Consider the following 17,240-nt stretch of genomic DNA (forward strand, 5'->3'; position numbering starts at 1 on the left):
GTTCCTCATTCCACACGGAGTCTCCGGCCATGGCCCCGATCATTTCCGTGCGTTCCCTGTCCAAGACGTATGCCAATGGATTCAAGGCACTCGACAACGTCTCGCTGGATATCGAGGAGGGCGAAATTCTCGCCTTGCTCGGTCCGAACGGCGCGGGCAAGACGACGCTGATTTCCATCATATGCGGCATTGCCAATCCGAGCGAGGGCTCGGTAACCGTCGACGGCTATGACGTGGTGCGCGACTTTCGCAAGACACGCGGTCAGATCGGCCTGGTGCCGCAGGAGCTGACGACGGACATGTTCGAAACCGTCGTCAACACCGTCAGTTTCTCGCGCGGGCTGAACGGAAAGAAGCCCGCGCCCGAACACATCGACAAGCTGTTGCGCGAGCTGACGCTGTTCGAGAAGCGCAACAATGCGCTGCGTGAGCTTTCCGGCGGCATGAAGCGTCGCGTGCTGATCGCCAAGGCGCTGTCGCACGAGCCCCGCATCCTGTTTCTCGACGAGCCGACGGCCGGCGTCGATGTCAGCCTGCGCAAGGATATGTGGCAATTGGTGAAGCGGCTGCGGGAAGGCGGCGTCACCATCATCCTGACCACCCACTATATCGAGGAAGCGCAGGAGATCGCCGACCGGATCGGCATCATCGACCGGGGTCGGCTGATGCTGGTCGAGGAGAAGGACACGCTGATGCGCAAGCTCGGCGGCAAGCATCTCAGCATCGAGTTGCGCGAGCCGATCGGCGAGATTCCTGCCTCCCTTGCCGCCTGGAACCTCCAGCTTTCGGAGAGGGGCGACGAACTGGTCTATGAGTATGACGATGAGACCAATCATGGCGGGATTGCGAGACTGCTGGCGGCGGTCGAGGCGGCGGGGATCGGATTTGCCGATATCTCCACCCGGCAGACCTCGCTCGAGGATATTTTCGTATCGCTGATCGGAGACGGCAGATGAATTTCGAGGCGATCAAGGCAATCTATTATTACGAGATGGCGCGCACCCGACGCACGCTTCTGCAGAGCGTGGTGTCGCCGGTGATCACTACGGCGCTCTACTTCATCGTGTTCGGCGCGGCGGTCGGATCGCGAATGGAAGCGGTTGAAGGGGTTGGCTATGGCGGCTTCATCACGCCCGGCCTGATCATGTTGACGCTCATCACCCAGTGCGTGTCGAACGGTTCGAGCGGCATCTATTTTCCGAAGTTTACCGGCACGATCTACGAGATCCTTTCAGCACCGATCGCCATGAGCGAAATCCTCATCGGTTACGTCGGTGCGGCGGCGACCAAGGGTATGATCATCGGCCTGATCATCCTGGCGACGGCAGCGTTCTTCGTCGACCTGCGCATCGACCACCCGGTGCTAATGATCTTCTTCATGCTGTTGACGTCGATCGCCTTCAGCCTGGCCGGCTTCATCATCGGCATCTGGGCGAAGAACTTCGAACAATTGAGCATGGTGCCCATGCTGGTCGTTCCGCCGCTCACCTTTCTTGGCGGGACATTCTATTCGATCGATGTCCTCCCGCCCTTCTGGCAGGCGGTCAGCCATTTCAATCCGGTGCTCTATCTGGTGAGCGGCTTCCGCTGGAGCTTCTTCGAAGTGTCGGACGTGCATCCGCTGATCAGCCTGGCGATGATCGGCGTCTTTCTTGCGGTATGCCTCGGCTTTCTCGCCTGGGTGTTCCGCACCGGCTTCAAGCTGCGCGCCTGAGCACGCGTGTCGCAAACCTCAGTCGCGCAGGCGCAGTTCGTCGCTCTGCATCTGCAGGGAGCCGAGCGTTGACAGGAAGCTCATGCCGAGCAGGCTCTGGTCGAGCTGGCCTTCTTCTATCACGACCCCCTGAATGTCTTCGCGCAGGATGGGGCCGAGCGAGACCTGCCTGAGGCGGGCCGGCGCAGCCATGGCCCGGCCGTTGGCCGTCATGATCGTCTGGGTGAAGGATAGCTCGGCGGGATCGATGCCGATCCGGATGGCATCGCGGTAGCTCAACGCCACGGAACTTGCGCCCGTGTCGATCAGTACCGACACGGGTACGCCATTGATGGCGACGGAGGTTTCGAAATGGCCGCCGAGCGACTTGTGCAGGACGACTTCGGCGGTTCCCTCGCTGGTCGTGACAACGACGGCGCGACCGGGAACGAGGCCTGCGAGAAGACGGTCACCGACAGCCTGCATTTCGAAGCGATAGAGATAGCCGGTGACCAGTGCGAGCCCGATCAGCAGCCAGATGGCGAACTGTCGTGCGCTCTGGCCGAGCGAGCGCTGGGATGCGACGAGCCCGACCGACAGCAGCGCGGCAAAGGGCAGCAGCCGGACGACATGTCCGAAATCCTCGTTGGCCATGCCGAAGCTCTGGCCGCTGTCGTGGTTGACGACGAGCACGGCGAGGCCGAATGCGAGAATGGCGAGAGCGAGGATCAGCCGCATCAGCTCGTCTTAAGCTCCCGCGCCAACCTCGTGCGGCGGGTTTCCCGGCGCGGCTTGCGCTCGACGGTTTCGAGGCGCGCCGGCAGGCTTGCCATGATCGCCCGGCGCTCGGCATCGCTATAGACCGTCCAGCTGCCGATCTCGGCGCCGGTGCGACCGCAGCCGAAACAATAGCCGGTCTTGATGTCGATCGAGCAGACGAGGATGCAGGGTGTTTCCATCGGGCGGCCTTGATTTCGAATCCGGTTTATATCGGGTGCTCAGCTGGCCATGGCAAGGGCGGCAAGCGCGGCGATCTCGGTCACCTGCTGCGTGGCGCCGATCGTGTCGCCGGTGTGGCCCGACAGGACGCGGCGGATCCTTGCGGTAAAGGCGGCGGCGGTAAGGGCCGCGACAAGCACGGCGAGGAAATAGGCGAACAGCGAAGCGGCCGGCACCAGCAGAACCGCCGAGAGTATCACGCCGGAAATCAGTGCCAGGTTGAGCGCGGACTTCAAGGGCGCGCCGGCGGCGACCGCCAGGCCATTGCTGCGCGCCGGCGGCAGGGCCGACCAGTGCCATACCATCAGCGCCCGGCTGAGGGCCGCGGTTGCGGGAAGGCACATGGCGGCGGCGAGCGGTCCGAGATGCGTGGCGAGTTCGGCAATCGCCGCGGCGCGCAGGCCAAAGGCCACGAGCAGGGCGATCGCGCCATAAGAGCCGATCCGGCTGTCCTTCATGATCGCCAGCGCATGGTCGCGGTCGCGTCCGCCGCCCAGGCCGTCGGCCGTATCCGACAGTCCGTCCTCATGCAGCGCGCCGGTGACGAGCGCCTGGACGGCAAGAGCTGCGAAGGCGGCGAGCAGCGGCGTCGCGTTCAACACCAGCATCACGAACAGCGTCGCGCCGGCGGGAAGGGACACAAGCAGACCGGCCAGCGGAAAGGCCCCGACGCCGCGCGACAGGCTGTCGTCATGGCCCTCGAAAACGCGGCCGGGCACGGTGATGCGGCTGAGGAAGGAGACCGCCCGGGCGGTGTCGGTCAGATAATCGCGCCAATCCATGGGATCGGATCACTCCATTTCAAAGACGACGGCACGCACCGTTTTTCGGCTTGTTGCGACAAGGCGCGGTCCGTATTAGAGGAGCCAACAAAGAACCGATTTGGAAGCAGATTACAAGGAAGCCTTGCTCATGAGCGTGACCGGCCTGCCATTCGACGATTTCCGTGCCCTGCTACGCGACCTGCCCGGGCCGGACACGGCGGCGCTGGTGGCGGCGCGCGACCGCGACCGGCAGCTGACGAAGCCCGCCGGATCGCTCGGCCGGCTCGAGGAAATCGCCATGTGGCTCGCCGCCTGGACCGGCCGTGCCCCGGCCGTGACGCGTCCGCTGGTGGCGATCTTTGCCGGCAATCACGGCGTCACCAAGCACGGCATCACGCCCTATCCGCCGTCGGTGACGCAGCAGATGGTCGAGAATTTTGCCGCCGGCGGCGCTGCGATCAACCAGATCTGCGTGACCTATGATCTCGGCTTGAAGATCTTCGACCTGGCGCTCGACTATCCGACCGGCGACATCACCTGCGAGCCGGCGCTTTCCGAGCGCGACTGCGCCGCCACCATGGCCTTCGGCATGGAGGCGATCGCCGGCGGCACCGATCTTCTGTGCATCGGCGAAATGGGCATTGGCAACACGACGATCGCGGCCGCGATCAATCTGGCGCTCTACGGCGGCACCGCCGAAGAATGGGTCGGTCCCGGCACCGGATCGGAAGGCGAAGTGCTGAAGCGCAAGATCGACGCGGTGAAGGCCGCCGTCGAATTCCACAAGGACCATCTCGACGATCCGCTCGAAATCCTGCGCCGTCTCGGCGGACGCGAGATCGCCGCCATGGCCGGCGCCATTCTCGCCTGCCGGATGCAGAAGATCCCGGTCCTGATCGACGGCTATGTCGCAACCTCGGCGGCGGCTATCCTCAAGGCCGCCAATCCGTCTGCGCTCGATCATTGCCTGATCGGCCATGTGTCGGGCGAGCCGGGCCATCTGAAGGCGATCGAGAAGCTTGGCAAGACGCCGCTTCTGGCGCTCGGCATGCGGCTCGGGGAGGGCACCGGCGCCGCGCTCGCCGCCGGCATCGTTAAGGCCGCCGCCGCCTGCCATACCGGCATGGCGACTTTCGAGGCTGCCGGGGTGGCGACGCCAAATGGCTGACGACGCACGTAGAAATTCAGCGCCGGAGACGGGGCCCCCGGTCGAGAAGAAGACGGGTATTGCCCATTTCTTCGCAGCCGGCCGTTATTCCCTGCAGGGGTTCCGAAGGCTCGTCGGCGAGGCGGCGTTCCGCCACGAACTTCTGGCGCTCGCCATCGGTCTCGCCTTGTTCGCCTTCGTCGGCGCGTCGGTCGGTGAATTCGTCACCTTCATCATCCTGATGCTGGTGCTGTTCTGCGTCGAGGCCGTCAACACGGCGATCGAGGAACTGGTCGACCGCATTTCGCCGGAAATCTCGACCGTCGGCCGCAACGCCAAGGATCTGGGGTCGTTTGCAGTCTTCTGCCTGCTGGTGGCGAACGGCCTCTATGCCGGCTACGTGGTGTTCTTCTAGAAGCCTGAAGCGGTTCCTGGCGGGATCGAAGTTTTCTAGAAACGAACCTTGGCCACGACCGCGCGGTGATCCGAAGGCCATGGGGTAACGACGATATCGGCCTGCGGGCTCCTTTCGCCGACCACGGAGACGCTCAGCGTCTCCAGCTTGGCGCTCCGGCCGAACACGTAGTCGATGCGGTCGTGGTGGTCGTCCTTGTCGGTCGGCTCGGATGTCGGCGTCCAGGTGAAGGCGGGCTTGGCCACTTCGTCGGGATAGGCGGCGCGCAGCAGGTCCGTCATCCCGGCTTGCTGCTCGATCCTGAGCGCCGAAGGATACTTCACCGCCATCGGCTGATGGCCGGCCTTGACGGCCGCGTCGGTCCAGTCGCGGTAGGACGGCTCGTTGAGATCGCCGAACAGGAAGACGGCGTCCGCTCCCTCGGCCTGCTTCATATCCTTCATCAGCAGATCGAGCGCCGGGCCGCGGGCCTTGGCGGCGGCCGCGACGGCTTCTTCGGCGGTCTTCAAGAAGGGCGCCGGGCCGTAGTCGATGCCGAGCAGCTGATAGGGCTGGTAGGGGAAGTCGGTGAGGTGGATGTTGAAGGCGTAGACCTTGCGGCCGTTGACGTCGATTTCGGCGCCGAGATCGTTGTCGGTCGGCTTGCCGATCGGGTAGCGGCTGAGGATCGCATTGGCCCAGAGCGCCGGATTGGTCTTGGCCTGCTCGTAGTAGTGGAAGCCCAGCGCCTCGGCGAGCTGCCTGGCGACGCTCGAACCCGTCGGTACGCAGTCGTCGGCATCGCAGACATCGGGTTCCGGCTTGGTCTCCTGGATGCCGATGATGTCGGCGCCGGCGGCGCGGATCACGGCGGCCGTTTCGGATACGTCCTTCTCCTCGTTCGCGCCGCCGCCCCAGATGTTGAAGCTCATGACCGTGAGCTCGCTCGGCGTTTCGGCAGCCATGGCCGGTGCGCCGACAAGCGCCGCCGACAGGAGGATTGCACGCGGCAGCTTGGTCATGGAGGTCTCCCGAATCCGTCGATTTTCGCCGAAGATAGGCGGGATCGATGACAGACGCACGAAAGAAAAAGAGCGAACAGGGCGTGTGCCCGTGCGCTGCCGGCCGGTCAGGCGAACTGGCGTTTGCGCGGCTCCACCGCCTGGGTCTCGGTCACGGCCGGCAGGCTTTCCAGCACGCGCCGGGCCGGCAGTATGGCGATCACCTCGGTGCCTTCGCGCAGCTTCGATTTCAGCTTGAATTCGCCGCCATGCTTGGCGAGGATCGCCTGGACGATCGGCAGGCCGAGGCCTGTGCCCTGTTCGGCGCTCTTGATGGCAATGGAACCCTGGCCGAAGGCGGAGAGCACGACCGGGATCTCGTTTTCCGGAATACCCGGACCGTTGTCGCGAATGGAGACATACTGGCCACCGCCGGCGGTCCAGCCGGCCTTGACATGGATCTCGCCGCCCTGCGGCGTGAATTTGACGGCATTGGACAAGAGGTTGAGCACGACCTGACGCATGGCCTTCTCGTCCGCCCATACCGCCGGCAGGTCGGGTTCGAACTGCTCGTCGATGGTGATATTCTTGGCCCGTGCACGCAATTGCACCATGCCGACGCAATCCTCTGCGAGGTCAAGCAGGGACACCACTTCCTCGTTCAGTTCATACTTGCCGGCCTCGATGCGCGACAGGTCGAGGATTTCGTTGATCAGGTCGAGCAGGTGCTGGCCCGAACGATGAATATCGCCGGAATATTCCTTGTAGAGCGGATTGTTGAGGGGCCCGAGTACCTCCGTCGCCATGACCTCGGAGAAGCCGAGAATGGCGTTGAGCGGGGTTCGCAGCTCGTGCGACATCGAGGCGAGGAAGCGCGACTTGGCGAGGTTGGCCTCCTCGGCGCGGCGACGGGCCTCGTCGGAGAGCGATTTGGCCACTTCGAGTTCGGCGATCAGGTCGTCCTTCTCGGTCTGGTAGGACAAAAGCTTGAGATTGGCCTGGTGGAGGCGGCTGGTGATGTAGATGAAGAAGACGAGCGCCGTGGTGAACAGCGCGGTCACGCCGATGTCGAGTGAATGGCGCGTGGTGGCCGCGACATAGACGAGAGCGCCGACCGTGGGCAGGAAGCCGAACAGCACCGCCTGACGCAGCAACATGTTCGACATGGCCGTGACCGAGAGCACGATCAGCAGGGCTGCGCCCTTGTAAAGCACGAAGGTGTCGCCGCCGCAGCTGGCGCAGGATTGCATCGAAAACAGCGCCCAGCACACGCCCATGCCGGCCTGTCCGACCAGAAGGAGGCGGCGCCATTTGACAATGCTGGTGGCCGACAGGTCCTCGTTCGATGCCCGCTTGACGAGGATGATATTGAGGGCATGGACGGTGAGCGTCGCCAGCGTCCAGAGGAAAAGCGTCGGGTCGGGATTGATATAGGCGCCGAATCCGCTGACCATCAGGATGATAATGGGCAGGACGGCGGCCCCTTGCAGCGAGGCGCCGACATGCATGGCGAGCAGTTCGCTCTCGAACAGCATCGATCCCGACTGGCTGGACTGCAAGCGTTCGCGCGTCGTGCGGACCGCTTTCGCCACGGCCTTGTTGCGATGGCCGCGCGAGAGGTCGACGATGTTCTTGTCTGTCGAGGTCGGGACGCCTTTACTCATATTGCCGATGGTCACTTGTCGCGGATCAGGCGAGGCTAGCGGGCATTTCTTAAGAAGATGCTGTCGAAAAGGATTTGTTTGCCATGATCGCCAAGGTTTCATTGTTGAAATGGGCCGAAATGTGAAGATCGGTGGACGCGTCCTGCGCGATGGGGTCGTCGGCGTTTCGATGCTGGTGCTCGGCCTCCTGATTGCGGCCAAGCTGGAGCAGGACAACAGGCGGATGCTCGCCGGCCGGTTCGTCGCCGTCGATGGCGATACGCTGATGCTGGGCGGCGAGCGCCTTCGGCTCGAGGGGATCGATGCGCCGGAGCTTGATCAGGCCTGCAGCCTTGACGAGCGCGCTATCCCTTGCGGGAAGGCTGCCCGGCGACGGCTGGCGCTCTGGACGGAGGAGGCGGCGTTTTCATGCAGCGGTGGCGAACGCGACCGTTTTGGTCGACTGCTCGTACGCTGCAGCGTCGGCGATGCCGACGTCAATGCGGCAATGGTTAGGGACGGGCATGCCGTGGCCTACGGCGACTACGGTCGCGAGGAGGCTGCGGCGAAACATCAGCGGGTGGGCCTGTGGGCCGGCGATTTCCAACGGCCGGACGAGTGGAGGCGGGAACATCAGCCTTCGGAGGCAACGGAGGCAGGCGAGGTGGAACCGATCGCCCGGTTTTGGGCTTTCCTCCGAGGCTTGCTTGGTGTCAATTGAGGTTCAATCGCGGGAGGTATCATGAAGCTTTATGACGGCGGGCGGGCGCCCAATCCACGACGGGTGACGGTGTTCCTCAAGGAGAAGGGCATCGAGGTCGATACGGTCGCGGTCGACATGGGCGCGTTCGGGCACAAGTCAGACGAGATCACGGCGAAGAACCCGCTGCAGCGGCTGCCGATCCTCGAGCTCGACGATGGGACCGTGCTGTGCGAGTCGGTTGCCATCTGCCGCTATTTTGAGGAGCTCCATCCGGATCCGCCACTGTTTGGCATCGATGCGAAGGACAAGGCGCTTGTCGAGATGTGGAACCGGCGCGTCGAGCTGATGTTCCTCGCCTCTGTTGCTGCCGCCTTCCGCCACCTGCACCCGGCCATGGCTGGGTGGGAAGTTCCGCAGGTGCCGGCCTGGGGAGAGGCCAACAAGCCGAAGGTGCTCGACTTCCTGCGCTTCCTCGATGGCGAACTGGCAAGCCGCGAATTCATCGTCGGACCGCGCTTCACGATCGCCGACATCACGGCGATGATCGCGTTCGAGTTCATGAAGCCGGCAAAGATCGCCTGTCCGGAGGACCTGACCCATGTCTGGCGCTGGTTCAGGGCCGTGCATCAGCGGCCGAGCGCGGCGCTCTGAGCGGCCGTGTCATGGACGGACAGGCAGGCGAGGGCGGGGACGAGGCCTTGGATGCGCTGAGGCGCGCCATTGCCGCTTGCCGTATCTGCCGCGACTGTCCGGCCGGCGGTCCGCAAAATCGCTTGCCGCACGAGCCGCGCCCCGTTGCGATCATTTCGTCGCGCGCCCGTATCCTGATCGCCGGTCAGGCGCCGGGGCTCAAGGTTCATCAGACCGGCCTGCCGTTCAACGATGCCTCGGGCGACCGGTTGCGGCAGTGGTTGGGGGTCGATCGCGACACCTTCTACGACCGCGACCGTTTCGCCATCGCGCCGATGGGCTTCTGCTTTCCCGGCTACAATGCCAATGGCCACGATCTGCCGCCGCGGCGCGAATGCGCGCCGCAATGGCGTCAGGCGGTGATGGCGGCCATGCCGCAGATCGAGCTGGTGCTGGCGATCGGGCACTTTGCCCAAGCCTGGCATCTGGGAAGTCGTAAGAGGAAGACGATGACGGAGACGGTCGCGCATTGGCGCGACTATTGGCAGGGGAATGTCGAGGGGCCGAAGGTGCTGCCGCTGCCGCATCCGAGCTGGCGCAACACGGGATGGCTGAAACGCCATGCCTGGTTCGAGGCCGAGGTCTTGCCGGTGCTGAAATCCGAGGTGGAAAGGTTGATCGGCTGAAACGATTTTCTTTGCTTTAATAAAATGCGAGCTATATCGAGAAAATTATTCGAAAGGCTTTGGCATGGACCGACTCGACCGAAAAATTCTGCGCATCCTCCAGGAAGACTCGACGCTGGCCGTTGCCGACCTCGCCAAGAAGGTCGGCCTGTCGACGACACCGTGCTGGCGGCGCATCCAGAAGATGGAGGAAGACGGCATCATCCGTCGCCGCGTCGCGCTGCTCGACCCGGTCAAGGTCAATACGAAGGTCACGGTGTTCGTCTCGATCCGCACCTCCAGCCATTCGATCGAATGGCTGAAGCGCTTTTCCGAAGTCGTGGCGGAGTTCCCGGAGGTCGTCGAGTTCTACCGCATGAGCGGCGACGTCGACTATCTGCTGCGCGTCGTCGTGCCGGACATCGCCGCCTATGACGCCTTCTACAAGCGGATGATCGCCAAGATCGAAATCCGCGACGTTTCCTCGGCCTTTGCCATGGAGCAGATCAAGTATACGACGGAACTGCCGCTCGACTACATGCTGCTCGACAACCAGAAGAATTCCGAGGACTGAGGCCGGTTGCGATCCTCACGCCTTGAGGCGCGCGAGGATCTTTTCGCTTTTCAGTTCGCGAACGGCGTCCTTGCCGATCCAGCGGGCCGTCTTGTCGTCGCTTGCCGCCAGTTTCTCGGCCAGCGCCAGCGCCGGGCCGTGGCAGGTTGCGTTGCGCTTGCCGATGTTGCGCAGGGCCCAGTTGACCGCCTTGCGGACAAAGTTGCGCGGGTCTGTCGCGTGTTTTTCGATCAAAGGAAGATAGGCGAGCAGGCTCTCGTCCGGCTCGTCTTTGTTGTGGACGGTGGCGCCGGCGATCATGGCGAAGGCCGTGCGGAGGACATATTCGCGCTCGTCATCGGCGAACTTCGTCACAAGCGCGCGCCAGAACGGCGTCTGGGTGAACAGATCGGCGGCCGTGTCGACGATTTCCCAGGAATTGAAATCGCCCGCCCAGGCCCGCGCCTCCTCCATCGTCAGCGCTCTCGGATCGGCCGTGAGGATCGCCAGCATGCGCGCATCGCGCAGGCCCGTCTGCCACAGGGCGAGAGCCCGGCGGTGATCGCGATTGACCTGCCGGGCGAGGGCCTGCATCTGCGGCGTCGTGATGCCGAGCGCCGTGGTCGTGTCGATGCCGAACCGGGCCATGCCGGCAATATTGGCCTCGTTGCGCAACGACCGGAGATAAGCGAGGATCTCGCCGACCGATGACGCAGGCTGGAGCGTCATTTCTTTTCCAGCCGGGCGAGCAGCGAGGACGTATCCCAGCGATTGCCGCCGAGCTTCTGAACTTCGCCGTAGAACTGGTCGACCAGTGCGGTGACGGGCAGCGCCGCGCCGTTGCGGCGGGCCTCGGACAGCACGATGTCAAGGTCCTTACGCATCCAGTCGACGGCGAAGCCGAACTCGTACTTGCCCTCGTTCATCGTCTGGTGGCGGTTTTCCATCTGCCACGAGCCGGCCGCCCCCTTGGAGATGACTTCGATTACCTTTTCAATGTCCAGGCCGGCTTTCTTGCCAAAGTGAATCCCCTCGGCAAGACCCTGGACCAGGCCGGCGATGCAGATCTGGTTGACCATCTTGGTGAGCTGGCCGGCGCCCGCCGGACCCATCAGGCCGACCATGCGAGCAAAGGCGTCGATGACGGGTTTTGCCTTGTCGAAGGTGGCCTGGTCGCCGCCGCACATGACGGTCAGCACGCCGTTCTCGGCGCCGGCCTGGCCGCCGGAGACAGGCGCGTCGATGAAGCCGCAGCCCTTCGCGGCGGCAGCCTCGGCAAGCTCGCGGGCGACCTCGGCCGATGCGGTGGTGTTGTCGATCAGGATGGCGCCGGACTTCATGCCCGACAACGCGCCGTCCTTGCCGATCGTCACCGAGCGCAGGTCGTCGTCATTGCCGACGCAGGTGAAGACGAAATCGGCATCCCGTGCCGCTTCGGCCGGGGTGGCGGCCGCCTTGCCGCCGAACCGGGCCACCCATTTATCGGCCTTGGCGGCAGTGCGGTTATAGACGGTGACGTCGTGTCCGCCCTTGGTCTTCAGGTGCCCCGCCATCGGGAAACCCATGACGCCCAAACCGATGAATGCGACCTTGGCCATGCTCAGAAATCTCCTGCCTCGTTTTTCGTGACGGCAGGAATAAAGCATAGCGCGGCGAAGGAAAAGCGCAGCAAGCCGGGCAGTGGTCCTCAGAGGCCGGAAACTTTCAGGAGATAGGCGATGAGATCGGCGCGCATGGCCGGATCGGGCGCCCGGTGGTCGGCGAGCAAGGCGTCGAGATAGGCGGTTTTTGCCGCGGCATCATTGCCGGCGATGAATGGGAGGATGCGGTCGACGCTGCGGTGACAGCGGGCGCAGGCCTGCGCATAGGCGGCTTCGCCGGCGACGGGATCGCCCGCGGCCTGAGCCTGGCCAGCAAGACAGACTAGGAGGGCGAAAGACATGGCGCGGATCATGGGAGAACCTATGAGGAAAAGAAACGGGGCCGGCTCGGGCCTGCCCCTATAGTTTCTCATCAAATCACCAGCGCGGCAATCGGTTCAGCCTTTCAGGCGGGCGATCACCAGGTGGCCAGGAGACGGGTTTCCGTCCTGCATGCGCACGTTGATATCGGAGATCTCGATGATCTCGAAGCCGGTCGAGGCGAGCCGCTCACGGATATAGGCCTCCGAGTGGAGGAAGCGCTGGTGCGGACCGACGGCATAGGTCCGCGTGTCCGAAGGATCGAGCGTTTCCGAGGAGAAGATGAAGAGGCCGCCGGCGACCATGTTTTCGGCCGCGCCGAAGAACAGCGGCTCGAGCGCGCCGAGATAGGGCAGCACGTCGGTCGCGGTGATCAGGTCGAAGGCCTCCTCGTCATTGTCCTCGAGGAAATCCTCGACCTCGGCGACATAGAGGGTCTCGTAGAGATCCTTCTCGTGGGCGAGCTCGACCATGTTTTCCGAAATGTCGATGCCGGTGATGTCGTCCACCATGTCGCGAAGCGTGCCACCGGTCAGGCCCGTGCCGCAACCGAGGTCGAGCATGCGCTTGAACGGTCCGAGTTCGAGCGCCTGCAATCGCTGGCGCACCATGGCCGGCACGGCATAGCCGAGTTGCTCAACGAGAATGTCCTCGAAGGCTTCGGCGTGCTGGTCGAACAGGGTCTCGACATAGGCGTCGGGCGCCTTCGGCGGGGCTTCGCCGCGGCCCAGCGAGGCGATCCGGACGGAGGCGCCGCCATGGTCCTCGGGGTCGATCGCCAGCACTTCCTCGTAGGCCTTGACGGCGGCGTCGATGTCGCCGGACTTTTCCAGCGCGAGCGCCCGGTTGTAGGCTTCCGCCAATGCGTCTTCGTCGATCTTGGCCATGGGGAACTCCGGTCGTTCAGCGCCGACAGCCGGCGCCCGTTTGGCCAGCCTCTAAATGGTCGGCCGGGGTTTGGCAATGCGTGAAGCTGGCCTGCGGCCGGAACACGGCCTTGCCGTGCCTCGTTAGGCGGGGTAACCACAAAGGCATCACGGGAGGTGGGCAGCAGCATGGCGGAACAGGGCGAAATCATCCAGCGGGCAGGAAAGGCGCATGGCGACGGGCCGGCCCTGCCGGCGACTTCGGTCGAAAAAGCCAATATGATCATCCATTACTATCGCGGCGAGATCGGCCGGATGACCAGCTGGCGCGATCGGATCGACCGTACCTCGAACTGGGCCATGACCGTGGTCGCCGGCTTGCTCTCGGTGTCGCTGTCGACACCGACATCGCATCATGGTGTGGTGCTGTTCGCCATGCTGCTGATCTCTCTGTTCCTGATGATCGAGGCGCGGCGCTACCGTTTCTTCGACGTCTATCGGGCGCGGGTGCGCCAGCTCGAGCGACACTACTTCGCCCAGGTGCTGAGCCCACAAGCCGAACTCAATCCCGACTGGGCGGCGGCGATCGCGGCAAGCCTGCGCAGTCCGGCCTTCCTCATGAGCTACCGGGAAGCGCTGTTCCGCCGCATCCGCCGCAACTATGTCTGGATGTATCTCATCCTGCTGCTGGCCTGGGGCCTCAAGATTTCCAGCCCCAAGCTGCTGCCCGACGAGCCCTCGGTCGAGTTCATCCATTCCTTCGGCGACCTGATGGCCAATGCGACGCTCGGTCCCTTGCCGGGCTGGCTGGTTCTCGCTGCCGTCGGGCTGTTGCACTGTGCAGTGGTCTTCTCAGCGCTCCACCGGGAACCCGATGACGGTGAGTTCGCCCATGGCGAGGTGCATGTCTGACCGGTCTCAGTGGAGAATGAATTCACCCTTCAGGGCGCGCCACTCATGCGCCGCGATCATCTGCTTGTGCACGTAGCGCACCGAATGCAGCGGGCCGTCCAGCTTTTCCTGCCAGAATTTGAGGAAACCCTTCATCTCGGGGAAATCGGGGGCCAGATCATAGTGCTGCCAGACATAGGTTTGCAGCAGTGTCGGATGGTCAGGCAGCCGGTAGAGGATTTGCGCCGTCGTCAGGCCATAACCCTTCAGCATCATTTCCATGTCGTGGTTCATGACAACCTCGTCTTCGTTCCCTTATCCAGAGGACCGGAGCCGGCGGTGTTCCGCTTCGGCGGACCGATCGGCCGCGCCCTATGAGCGGCCTGCTGATATGGAAGCACCGCAAGGTTAACTGAAGCTTAACAGGATTGGGGTGGTTCCGAATTTTCATTCGGAACCAATGGGTTGGCAGCCGCATCGATCGAGTGCTGCCTGCGGCAGACCTGCCGGGTTAGCGCTTGAGGTGGCGCGTCAGCCGCGCTTCCATCGCCGCCCAGATATGGCGCATGGCCTCGACGATCGACAGATAGAAGATCGCGGCCCACAGATAGGCCTGGTAGTCGAAGGTGCGCGAGAAGGTGTAGCGGGTCTGGCCCATCAGGTCGAGCACGGTGACGACCGCGACGACGGCCGAGGCCTTGATCATCAGGATGATCTCGTTGCCATAGGGCCTCAGCGCCACGATCAGCGCCTGCGGCAGGATGATCTTGCGGAAGGTGACGAAGGGGCTCAGCCCAAGCGATTTGGCGCCCTCGGTCTGGCCGCGCGGCACGCTCAGGATCGCCCCGCGCAGGATCTCCGCCTGATAGGCGGCGGTGTTGAGCGTCATCGATAGCAGCGCGCAATACCAGGCCTCGCGGAAGAACCACCACAGGCCGACGGCCTCGATCTGCGGCCGGAACGAGCCGAGGCCGTAATAGATCATGTAGATCTGGGCGAGCAGCGGTGTGCCACGGAACAGGTAGACATAGGCATAGGAGATCACGTTCAGCACGCGGTTTTTCGACATGCGGGCAAAGGCGATCGGAATGGACAGCAGGGCGCCAACGGCGATCCCGACCACCACGAGCGTCATTGTCACCCAGAGGCCGGACAGGTAGCGGGGGCCGTATTTGACGAACTTGTCGGTGTCCCAGTTGCTGATCATCATATAGGCCAGCGCCAGGCCGAGCAGGGCCCAGAGCGCGAGACCGAAAAGGCCGATAATGCGCGAGCCGCTGATGGGCGGCTTGTAGGCCGGCGGGGCCGGACGCGCCGGAATGAGTTGCGTGGCGTAGCTCATCGGCGGCCTCCGGCGCGGTTGCTCCAGCGGTCGATGGCACTGATGCCGATGGAAGACAGCATGGCAAGCGCGAGGAAGAGAGCGCAGGCCAGCAGATAGAAGAAGAACGGTTCCTTGCTGACCTTGGCGGCAATGCCGGTCTGGCGCAGGATGTCGGAAAGGCCGATGACGGAGACGAGGGCGGTGTCCTTCAACAGGTTCATCCACAGGTTTCCAAGGCCGGGCAGGGCGATGCGGATCAGTTGCGGCAGGATGATCAGCCGCATGGTTCTGGCGCGATGGAAGCCGAGCGAGTCGCCCGCTTCATATTGGCCCTTGGGAATGGCGCGGAAGGCCGAGAGCAGCACCTCCGAACAATAGGAAGAGAACACGACCGACAGCGCGATCATGCCGGCGACGAAGGCGTTGATCTCGATCCTTTGTTCATTGCCGAACCAGGCAAGGATCGACTGGATGCCCATCTGCACGCCGTAATAGACGATGAACAGGGTGAGCAGTTCCGGCAGGCCGCGAAAGATCGTCGTGTAGATGCCGCCGGCGACACGCAGGGTCTTTTCCTCCGACTGCATGGCCAGCGCCACGGCAAAGCCGAGCAGAAGGCCGATCGGAAGCGTCGCGAGGGACAGGGTGACGGTGACCTTGACGCCGAAGGCGATCTCGTCGCCCCAACCGGTCGCACCGCATGCGACGATCGAAGAACTGCCGAACAGGGTGAAGAGGCCGGCCGGTCCGCACAGCGGATCGAAGGCATATTGAAACCAGGTCCAAAATGACCCGAGGGCGGAAAACAATCCGCTCATGCTGAATTTCCCCTCTGCGGTTCGAGCCGCAAATTATTGTCATTCGTTTCAAGCAGGAATGGCGGAAGTGCAACCTTCCGCCATTCCCTGGTCAGACTTTCAACGCTTACTCGCCGTAAACGTCGAAATCGAAGTACTTGTCGTTGATTTCCTTGTACTTGCCGTTGGCGCGGATCGCTTTGATCGCCGCGTTGAACTTTTCGGCAAGCGCGGTCTCGCCCTTGCGGACGGCGATACCGGCACCCGGACCGTGGATTTCGATGTCCGGCGTGAGCGCAGTCAGGATCTTGCAGCAGGCGCCTGCGTCCGACTTGACCCATTCCGACAGGACAACGACGTCGTCGATGGCGGCATCGATGCGGCCGCCTTCGAGGTCAAGCTTGTATTCGTCCGTGGTCGGATAGAGCTTGAGTTCGGAATCGGCGAAGGCCTTTTCAGCGAAGTTGGCGTGGGTGGTCGACGACTGGGCGCCGATGGTCTTGCCCTTCAGGCCGGCCACGTCGGTGATCGGCGAATCCTTCGGCACGGCGATCGCCGGTCCGGTGTTGTAGTACTTGTCGGTGAAGTCGACCTTCTCCTTGCGCTCCGGGGTGATCGACATGGAGGCGATGATGGCGTCGAACTTCTTGGCCTGGAGCGCCGGGATGATGCCGTCCCAATCCTGGGTGACGAATTCACAGGTGACCTTCATTTCATCGCAAAGCGCCTTTGCGATGTCGATGTCGAAGCCGACGAGCGTGCCGTCCGATTCGAGGTTGTTGAAGGGCGGATAGGCGCCCTCCGTGCCGATGATCAGCTTTTCGCCTTCTGCCATTGCGGCGCCGGCAAAAAGCGACAGGGCGGCAATCGAAGCTGCGGCGAAGAAACGTGTCGAAATACGCATGAGATCCTCTCTGTTGGTCGTTCGCGCGGTTGTTATCGGTCCTGCGCTGAACAGGGTAGCGCGGCACTGCGTGCCGGACTGGGAGCGATATTCCTACTCTTTTTCAGGGAAAATCAACTGCAAAGACGCGCCTTGGATAAAAATTGTACGGTTGAGCAACAGTGGCTCGTGGTGATTGCCGGCCAAATTTCGCGAAAAGCATCGACGGCGACGAAACTTTTTCGTTCAGCCGAGGTTAATTGGCGGACGCCTAGGTTCTGCCCGATCGGACTGGGAGAATCGGGCGGCCTTATAAATGTCGCCTC

The 17,240-nt window shown here is 63.2% G+C and carries 22 protein-coding genes; 9 read left to right on the plus strand and 13 right to left on the minus strand.

Annotation, left to right across the window (positions count from 1 at the left end; genetic code table 11):
- The first annotated feature begins 29 nt into the window (after positions 1 to 29).
- The gene (locus tag RHIZ70P_RS04670) at positions 30 to 956 is read left to right on the plus strand and encodes an ABC transporter ATP-binding protein (RefSeq protein WP_115669227.1); all 927 of its coding nucleotides are present in this window, start codon (positions 30 to 32) and stop codon (positions 954 to 956) included.
- Positions 953 to 1,714: an ABC transporter permease gene (locus RHIZ70P_RS04675; RefSeq protein WP_115669228.1), complete on the plus strand. Its 762-nt coding sequence runs from the start codon at positions 953 to 955 to the stop codon at positions 1,712 to 1,714. Before RHIZ70P_RS04670 ends, RHIZ70P_RS04675 begins: the two co-directional genes overlap by 4 nt.
- Before the next feature lie 18 nt (positions 1,715 to 1,732).
- On the opposite strand, the gene RHIZ70P_RS04680 is transcribed toward RHIZ70P_RS04675, so the two are convergent.
- From RHIZ70P_RS04680 to RHIZ70P_RS04690, 3 genes are read right to left on the minus strand one after another with little or no spacing between them, the layout of a single operon-like run.
- A complete protein-coding gene (locus RHIZ70P_RS04680; RefSeq protein WP_115669229.1) occupies positions 1,733 to 2,434 on the minus strand; it encodes a retropepsin-like aspartic protease family protein in 702 nt (233 codons plus the stop codon).
- Entirely contained in the window at positions 2,431 to 2,652 is a 222-nt protein-coding gene (locus RHIZ70P_RS04685; RefSeq protein ID WP_115669230.1) for a DUF1289 domain-containing protein, read from the minus strand. Before RHIZ70P_RS04685 ends, RHIZ70P_RS04680 begins: the two co-directional genes overlap by 4 nt.
- 39 nt (positions 2,653 to 2,691) lie before the next feature.
- Positions 2,692 to 3,474, minus strand: coding sequence for an adenosylcobinamide-GDP ribazoletransferase (locus tag RHIZ70P_RS04690; protein WP_115669231.1), 783 nt, complete (start codon positions 3,472 to 3,474; stop codon positions 2,692 to 2,694).
- Positions 3,475 to 3,604: 130 nt separating this feature from the next.
- On the opposite strand from RHIZ70P_RS04690, the gene cobT reads away from it, so the two are divergent.
- Positions 3,605 to 4,624 carry a nicotinate-nucleotide--dimethylbenzimidazole phosphoribosyltransferase gene (gene cobT / locus RHIZ70P_RS04695; RefSeq protein ID WP_115669510.1) on the plus strand — a complete coding sequence of 340 codons (1,020 nt, stop codon included), beginning with the start codon at positions 3,605 to 3,607 and terminating at the stop codon, positions 4,622 to 4,624.
- Positions 4,617 to 5,018 carry a diacylglycerol kinase gene (locus RHIZ70P_RS04700; protein WP_115669232.1) on the plus strand — a complete coding sequence of 134 codons (402 nt, stop codon included), beginning with the start codon at positions 4,617 to 4,619 and terminating at the stop codon, positions 5,016 to 5,018. The genes cobT and RHIZ70P_RS04700 overlap by 8 nt, the downstream gene beginning before the upstream one ends.
- Positions 5,019 to 5,053: 35 nt before the next feature.
- On the opposite strand, the gene RHIZ70P_RS04705 is transcribed toward RHIZ70P_RS04700, so the two are convergent.
- Together RHIZ70P_RS04705 and RHIZ70P_RS04710 are read right to left on the minus strand one after the other, a co-directional pair.
- A complete protein-coding gene (locus tag RHIZ70P_RS04705) occupies positions 5,054 to 6,019 on the minus strand; it encodes an endonuclease/exonuclease/phosphatase family protein (RefSeq protein ID WP_115669233.1) in 966 nt (321 codons plus the stop codon).
- Between the two features lie 107 nt (positions 6,020 to 6,126).
- Positions 6,127 to 7,662, minus strand: a complete 1,536-nt coding sequence (locus RHIZ70P_RS04710) for a sensor histidine kinase (RefSeq protein ID WP_115669511.1) — start codon at positions 7,660 to 7,662, stop codon at positions 6,127 to 6,129.
- A gap of 121 nt (positions 7,663 to 7,783) precedes the next feature.
- Here RHIZ70P_RS04710 and RHIZ70P_RS04715 point away from each other — a divergent pair, with 121 nt between their 5' ends.
- The 4 genes from RHIZ70P_RS04715 to RHIZ70P_RS04730 all read left to right on the plus strand — a co-directional run bounded on the left by RHIZ70P_RS04715 (position 7,784) and on the right by RHIZ70P_RS04730 (position 10,213).
- The gene (locus RHIZ70P_RS04715) at positions 7,784 to 8,362 is read left to right on the plus strand and encodes a thermonuclease family protein (protein ID WP_235842142.1); all 579 of its coding nucleotides are present in this window, start codon (positions 7,784 to 7,786) and stop codon (positions 8,360 to 8,362) included.
- 21 nt (positions 8,363 to 8,383) lie between these two features.
- Complete coding sequence (locus RHIZ70P_RS04720) at positions 8,384 to 8,995, plus strand: glutathione S-transferase (RefSeq protein WP_115669235.1); 612 nt, start codon at positions 8,384 to 8,386, stop codon at positions 8,993 to 8,995.
- Positions 8,996 to 9,006: 11 nt separating this feature from the next.
- On the plus strand, positions 9,007 to 9,660 hold the full coding sequence (locus tag RHIZ70P_RS04725; protein WP_115669236.1) for a uracil-DNA glycosylase family protein: 654 nt from the start codon (positions 9,007 to 9,009) through the stop codon (positions 9,658 to 9,660).
- 64 nt (positions 9,661 to 9,724) lie between these two features.
- A complete protein-coding gene (locus RHIZ70P_RS04730) occupies positions 9,725 to 10,213 on the plus strand; it encodes an Lrp/AsnC family transcriptional regulator (protein WP_115669237.1) in 489 nt (162 codons plus the stop codon).
- Positions 10,214 to 10,228: 15 nt separating this feature from the next.
- On the opposite strand, the gene RHIZ70P_RS04735 is transcribed toward RHIZ70P_RS04730, so the two are convergent.
- From RHIZ70P_RS04735 to RHIZ70P_RS04750, 4 genes are all read right to left on the minus strand, one after another.
- A complete protein-coding gene (locus RHIZ70P_RS04735; RefSeq protein ID WP_115669238.1) occupies positions 10,229 to 10,921 on the minus strand; it encodes a DNA alkylation repair protein in 693 nt (230 codons plus the stop codon).
- The gene (locus RHIZ70P_RS04740; protein ID WP_419178270.1) at positions 10,918 to 11,838 is read right to left on the minus strand and encodes an NAD(P)-dependent oxidoreductase; all 921 of its coding nucleotides are present in this window, start codon (positions 11,836 to 11,838) and stop codon (positions 10,918 to 10,920) included. Before RHIZ70P_RS04740 ends, RHIZ70P_RS04735 begins: the two co-directional genes overlap by 4 nt.
- 41 nt (positions 11,839 to 11,879) lie before the next feature.
- A complete protein-coding gene (locus tag RHIZ70P_RS04745; protein ID WP_147293964.1) occupies positions 11,880 to 12,134 on the minus strand; it encodes a hypothetical protein in 255 nt (84 codons plus the stop codon).
- A 96-nt stretch (positions 12,135 to 12,230) separates the two neighbouring features.
- On the minus strand, positions 12,231 to 13,040 hold the full coding sequence (locus tag RHIZ70P_RS04750; protein ID WP_115669241.1) for a methyltransferase domain-containing protein: 810 nt from the start codon (positions 13,038 to 13,040) through the stop codon (positions 12,231 to 12,233).
- Between the two features lie 168 nt (positions 13,041 to 13,208).
- On the opposite strand from RHIZ70P_RS04750, the gene RHIZ70P_RS04755 reads away from it, so the two are divergent.
- Complete coding sequence (locus tag RHIZ70P_RS04755; protein ID WP_115669242.1) at positions 13,209 to 13,931, plus strand: DUF2270 domain-containing protein; 723 nt, start codon at positions 13,209 to 13,211, stop codon at positions 13,929 to 13,931.
- Between the two features lie 6 nt (positions 13,932 to 13,937).
- Here the strand turns inward: RHIZ70P_RS04755 and RHIZ70P_RS04760 are convergent, their stop codons facing one another.
- The 4 genes from RHIZ70P_RS04760 to RHIZ70P_RS04775 all read right to left on the minus strand — a co-directional run bounded on the left by RHIZ70P_RS04760 (position 13,938) and on the right by RHIZ70P_RS04775 (position 16,935).
- Entirely contained in the window at positions 13,938 to 14,204 is a 267-nt protein-coding gene (locus RHIZ70P_RS04760) for an usg protein (RefSeq protein ID WP_115669243.1), read from the minus strand.
- A 217-nt stretch (positions 14,205 to 14,421) separates the two neighbouring features.
- Positions 14,422 to 15,252 carry an ABC transporter permease gene (locus RHIZ70P_RS04765; RefSeq protein WP_115669244.1) on the minus strand — a complete coding sequence of 277 codons (831 nt, stop codon included), beginning with the start codon at positions 15,250 to 15,252 and terminating at the stop codon, positions 14,422 to 14,424.
- Positions 15,249 to 16,052 (minus strand): ABC transporter permease, encoded by an 804-nt coding sequence (locus RHIZ70P_RS04770; protein WP_115669245.1) that lies wholly within the window; start codon positions 16,050 to 16,052, stop codon positions 15,249 to 15,251. The genes RHIZ70P_RS04765 and RHIZ70P_RS04770 overlap by 4 nt, the downstream gene beginning before the upstream one ends.
- Positions 16,053 to 16,158: 106 nt before the next feature.
- Complete coding sequence (locus tag RHIZ70P_RS04775) at positions 16,159 to 16,935, minus strand: ABC transporter substrate-binding protein (protein WP_115669246.1); 777 nt, start codon at positions 16,933 to 16,935, stop codon at positions 16,159 to 16,161.
- Positions 16,936 to 17,240: the final 305 nt, after the last annotated feature.

The sequence above is a fragment of the Paenirhizobium selenitireducens ATCC BAA-1503 genome (assembly GCF_900492185.1).
Lineage (GTDB): Bacteria > Pseudomonadota > Alphaproteobacteria > Rhizobiales > Rhizobiaceae > Allorhizobium > Allorhizobium selenitireducens_A.

Bases quoted from the DNA above. Each gene is read 5' to 3' on its own strand.
- RHIZ70P_RS04750 (WP_115669241.1), bottom strand. From the start codon at position 13,040: ATGGCCAAGATCGACGAAGACGCATTGGCGGAAGCCTACAACCGGGCG.
- RHIZ70P_RS04705 (WP_115669233.1), bottom strand. From the start codon at position 6,019: ATGACCAAGCTGCCGCGTGCAATCCTCCTGTCGGCGGCGCTTGTCGGC.
- RHIZ70P_RS04745 (WP_147293964.1), bottom strand. From the start codon at position 12,134: ATGTCTTTCGCCCTCCTAGTCTGTCTTGCTGGCCAGGCTCAGGCCGCG.
- RHIZ70P_RS04725 (WP_115669236.1), top strand. From the start codon at position 9,007: ATGGACGGACAGGCAGGCGAGGGCGGGGACGAGGCCTTGGATGCGCTG.
- RHIZ70P_RS04690 (WP_115669231.1), bottom strand. From the start codon at position 3,474: ATGGATTGGCGCGATTATCTGACCGACACCGCCCGGGCGGTCTCCTTC.
- RHIZ70P_RS04670 (WP_115669227.1), top strand. From the start codon at position 30: ATGGCCCCGATCATTTCCGTGCGTTCCCTGTCCAAGACGTATGCCAAT.
- RHIZ70P_RS04735 (WP_115669238.1), bottom strand. From the start codon at position 10,921: ATGACGCTCCAGCCTGCGTCATCGGTCGGCGAGATCCTCGCTTATCTC.
- RHIZ70P_RS04770 (WP_115669245.1), bottom strand. From the start codon at position 16,052: ATGAGCGGATTGTTTTCCGCCCTCGGGTCATTTTGGACCTGGTTTCAA.
- cobT (WP_115669510.1), top strand. From the start codon at position 3,605: ATGAGCGTGACCGGCCTGCCATTCGACGATTTCCGTGCCCTGCTACGC.
- RHIZ70P_RS04700 (WP_115669232.1), top strand. From the start codon at position 4,617: ATGGCTGACGACGCACGTAGAAATTCAGCGCCGGAGACGGGGCCCCCG.
- RHIZ70P_RS04775 (WP_115669246.1), bottom strand. From the start codon at position 16,935: ATGCGTATTTCGACACGTTTCTTCGCCGCAGCTTCGATTGCCGCCCTG.
- RHIZ70P_RS04675 (WP_115669228.1), top strand. From the start codon at position 953: ATGAATTTCGAGGCGATCAAGGCAATCTATTATTACGAGATGGCGCGC.
- RHIZ70P_RS04760 (WP_115669243.1), bottom strand. From the start codon at position 14,204: ATGAACCACGACATGGAAATGATGCTGAAGGGTTATGGCCTGACGACG.
- RHIZ70P_RS04685 (WP_115669230.1), bottom strand. From the start codon at position 2,652: ATGGAAACACCCTGCATCCTCGTCTGCTCGATCGACATCAAGACCGGC.
- RHIZ70P_RS04720 (WP_115669235.1), top strand. From the start codon at position 8,384: ATGAAGCTTTATGACGGCGGGCGGGCGCCCAATCCACGACGGGTGACG.
- RHIZ70P_RS04730 (WP_115669237.1), top strand. From the start codon at position 9,725: ATGGACCGACTCGACCGAAAAATTCTGCGCATCCTCCAGGAAGACTCG.
- RHIZ70P_RS04765 (WP_115669244.1), bottom strand. From the start codon at position 15,252: ATGAGCTACGCCACGCAACTCATTCCGGCGCGTCCGGCCCCGCCGGCC.
- RHIZ70P_RS04710 (WP_115669511.1), bottom strand. From the start codon at position 7,662: ATGAGTAAAGGCGTCCCGACCTCGACAGACAAGAACATCGTCGACCTC.
- RHIZ70P_RS04740 (WP_419178270.1), bottom strand. From the start codon at position 11,838: ATGCTTTATTCCTGCCGTCACGAAAAACGAGGCAGGAGATTTCTGAGC.
- RHIZ70P_RS04755 (WP_115669242.1), top strand. From the start codon at position 13,209: ATGGCGGAACAGGGCGAAATCATCCAGCGGGCAGGAAAGGCGCATGGC.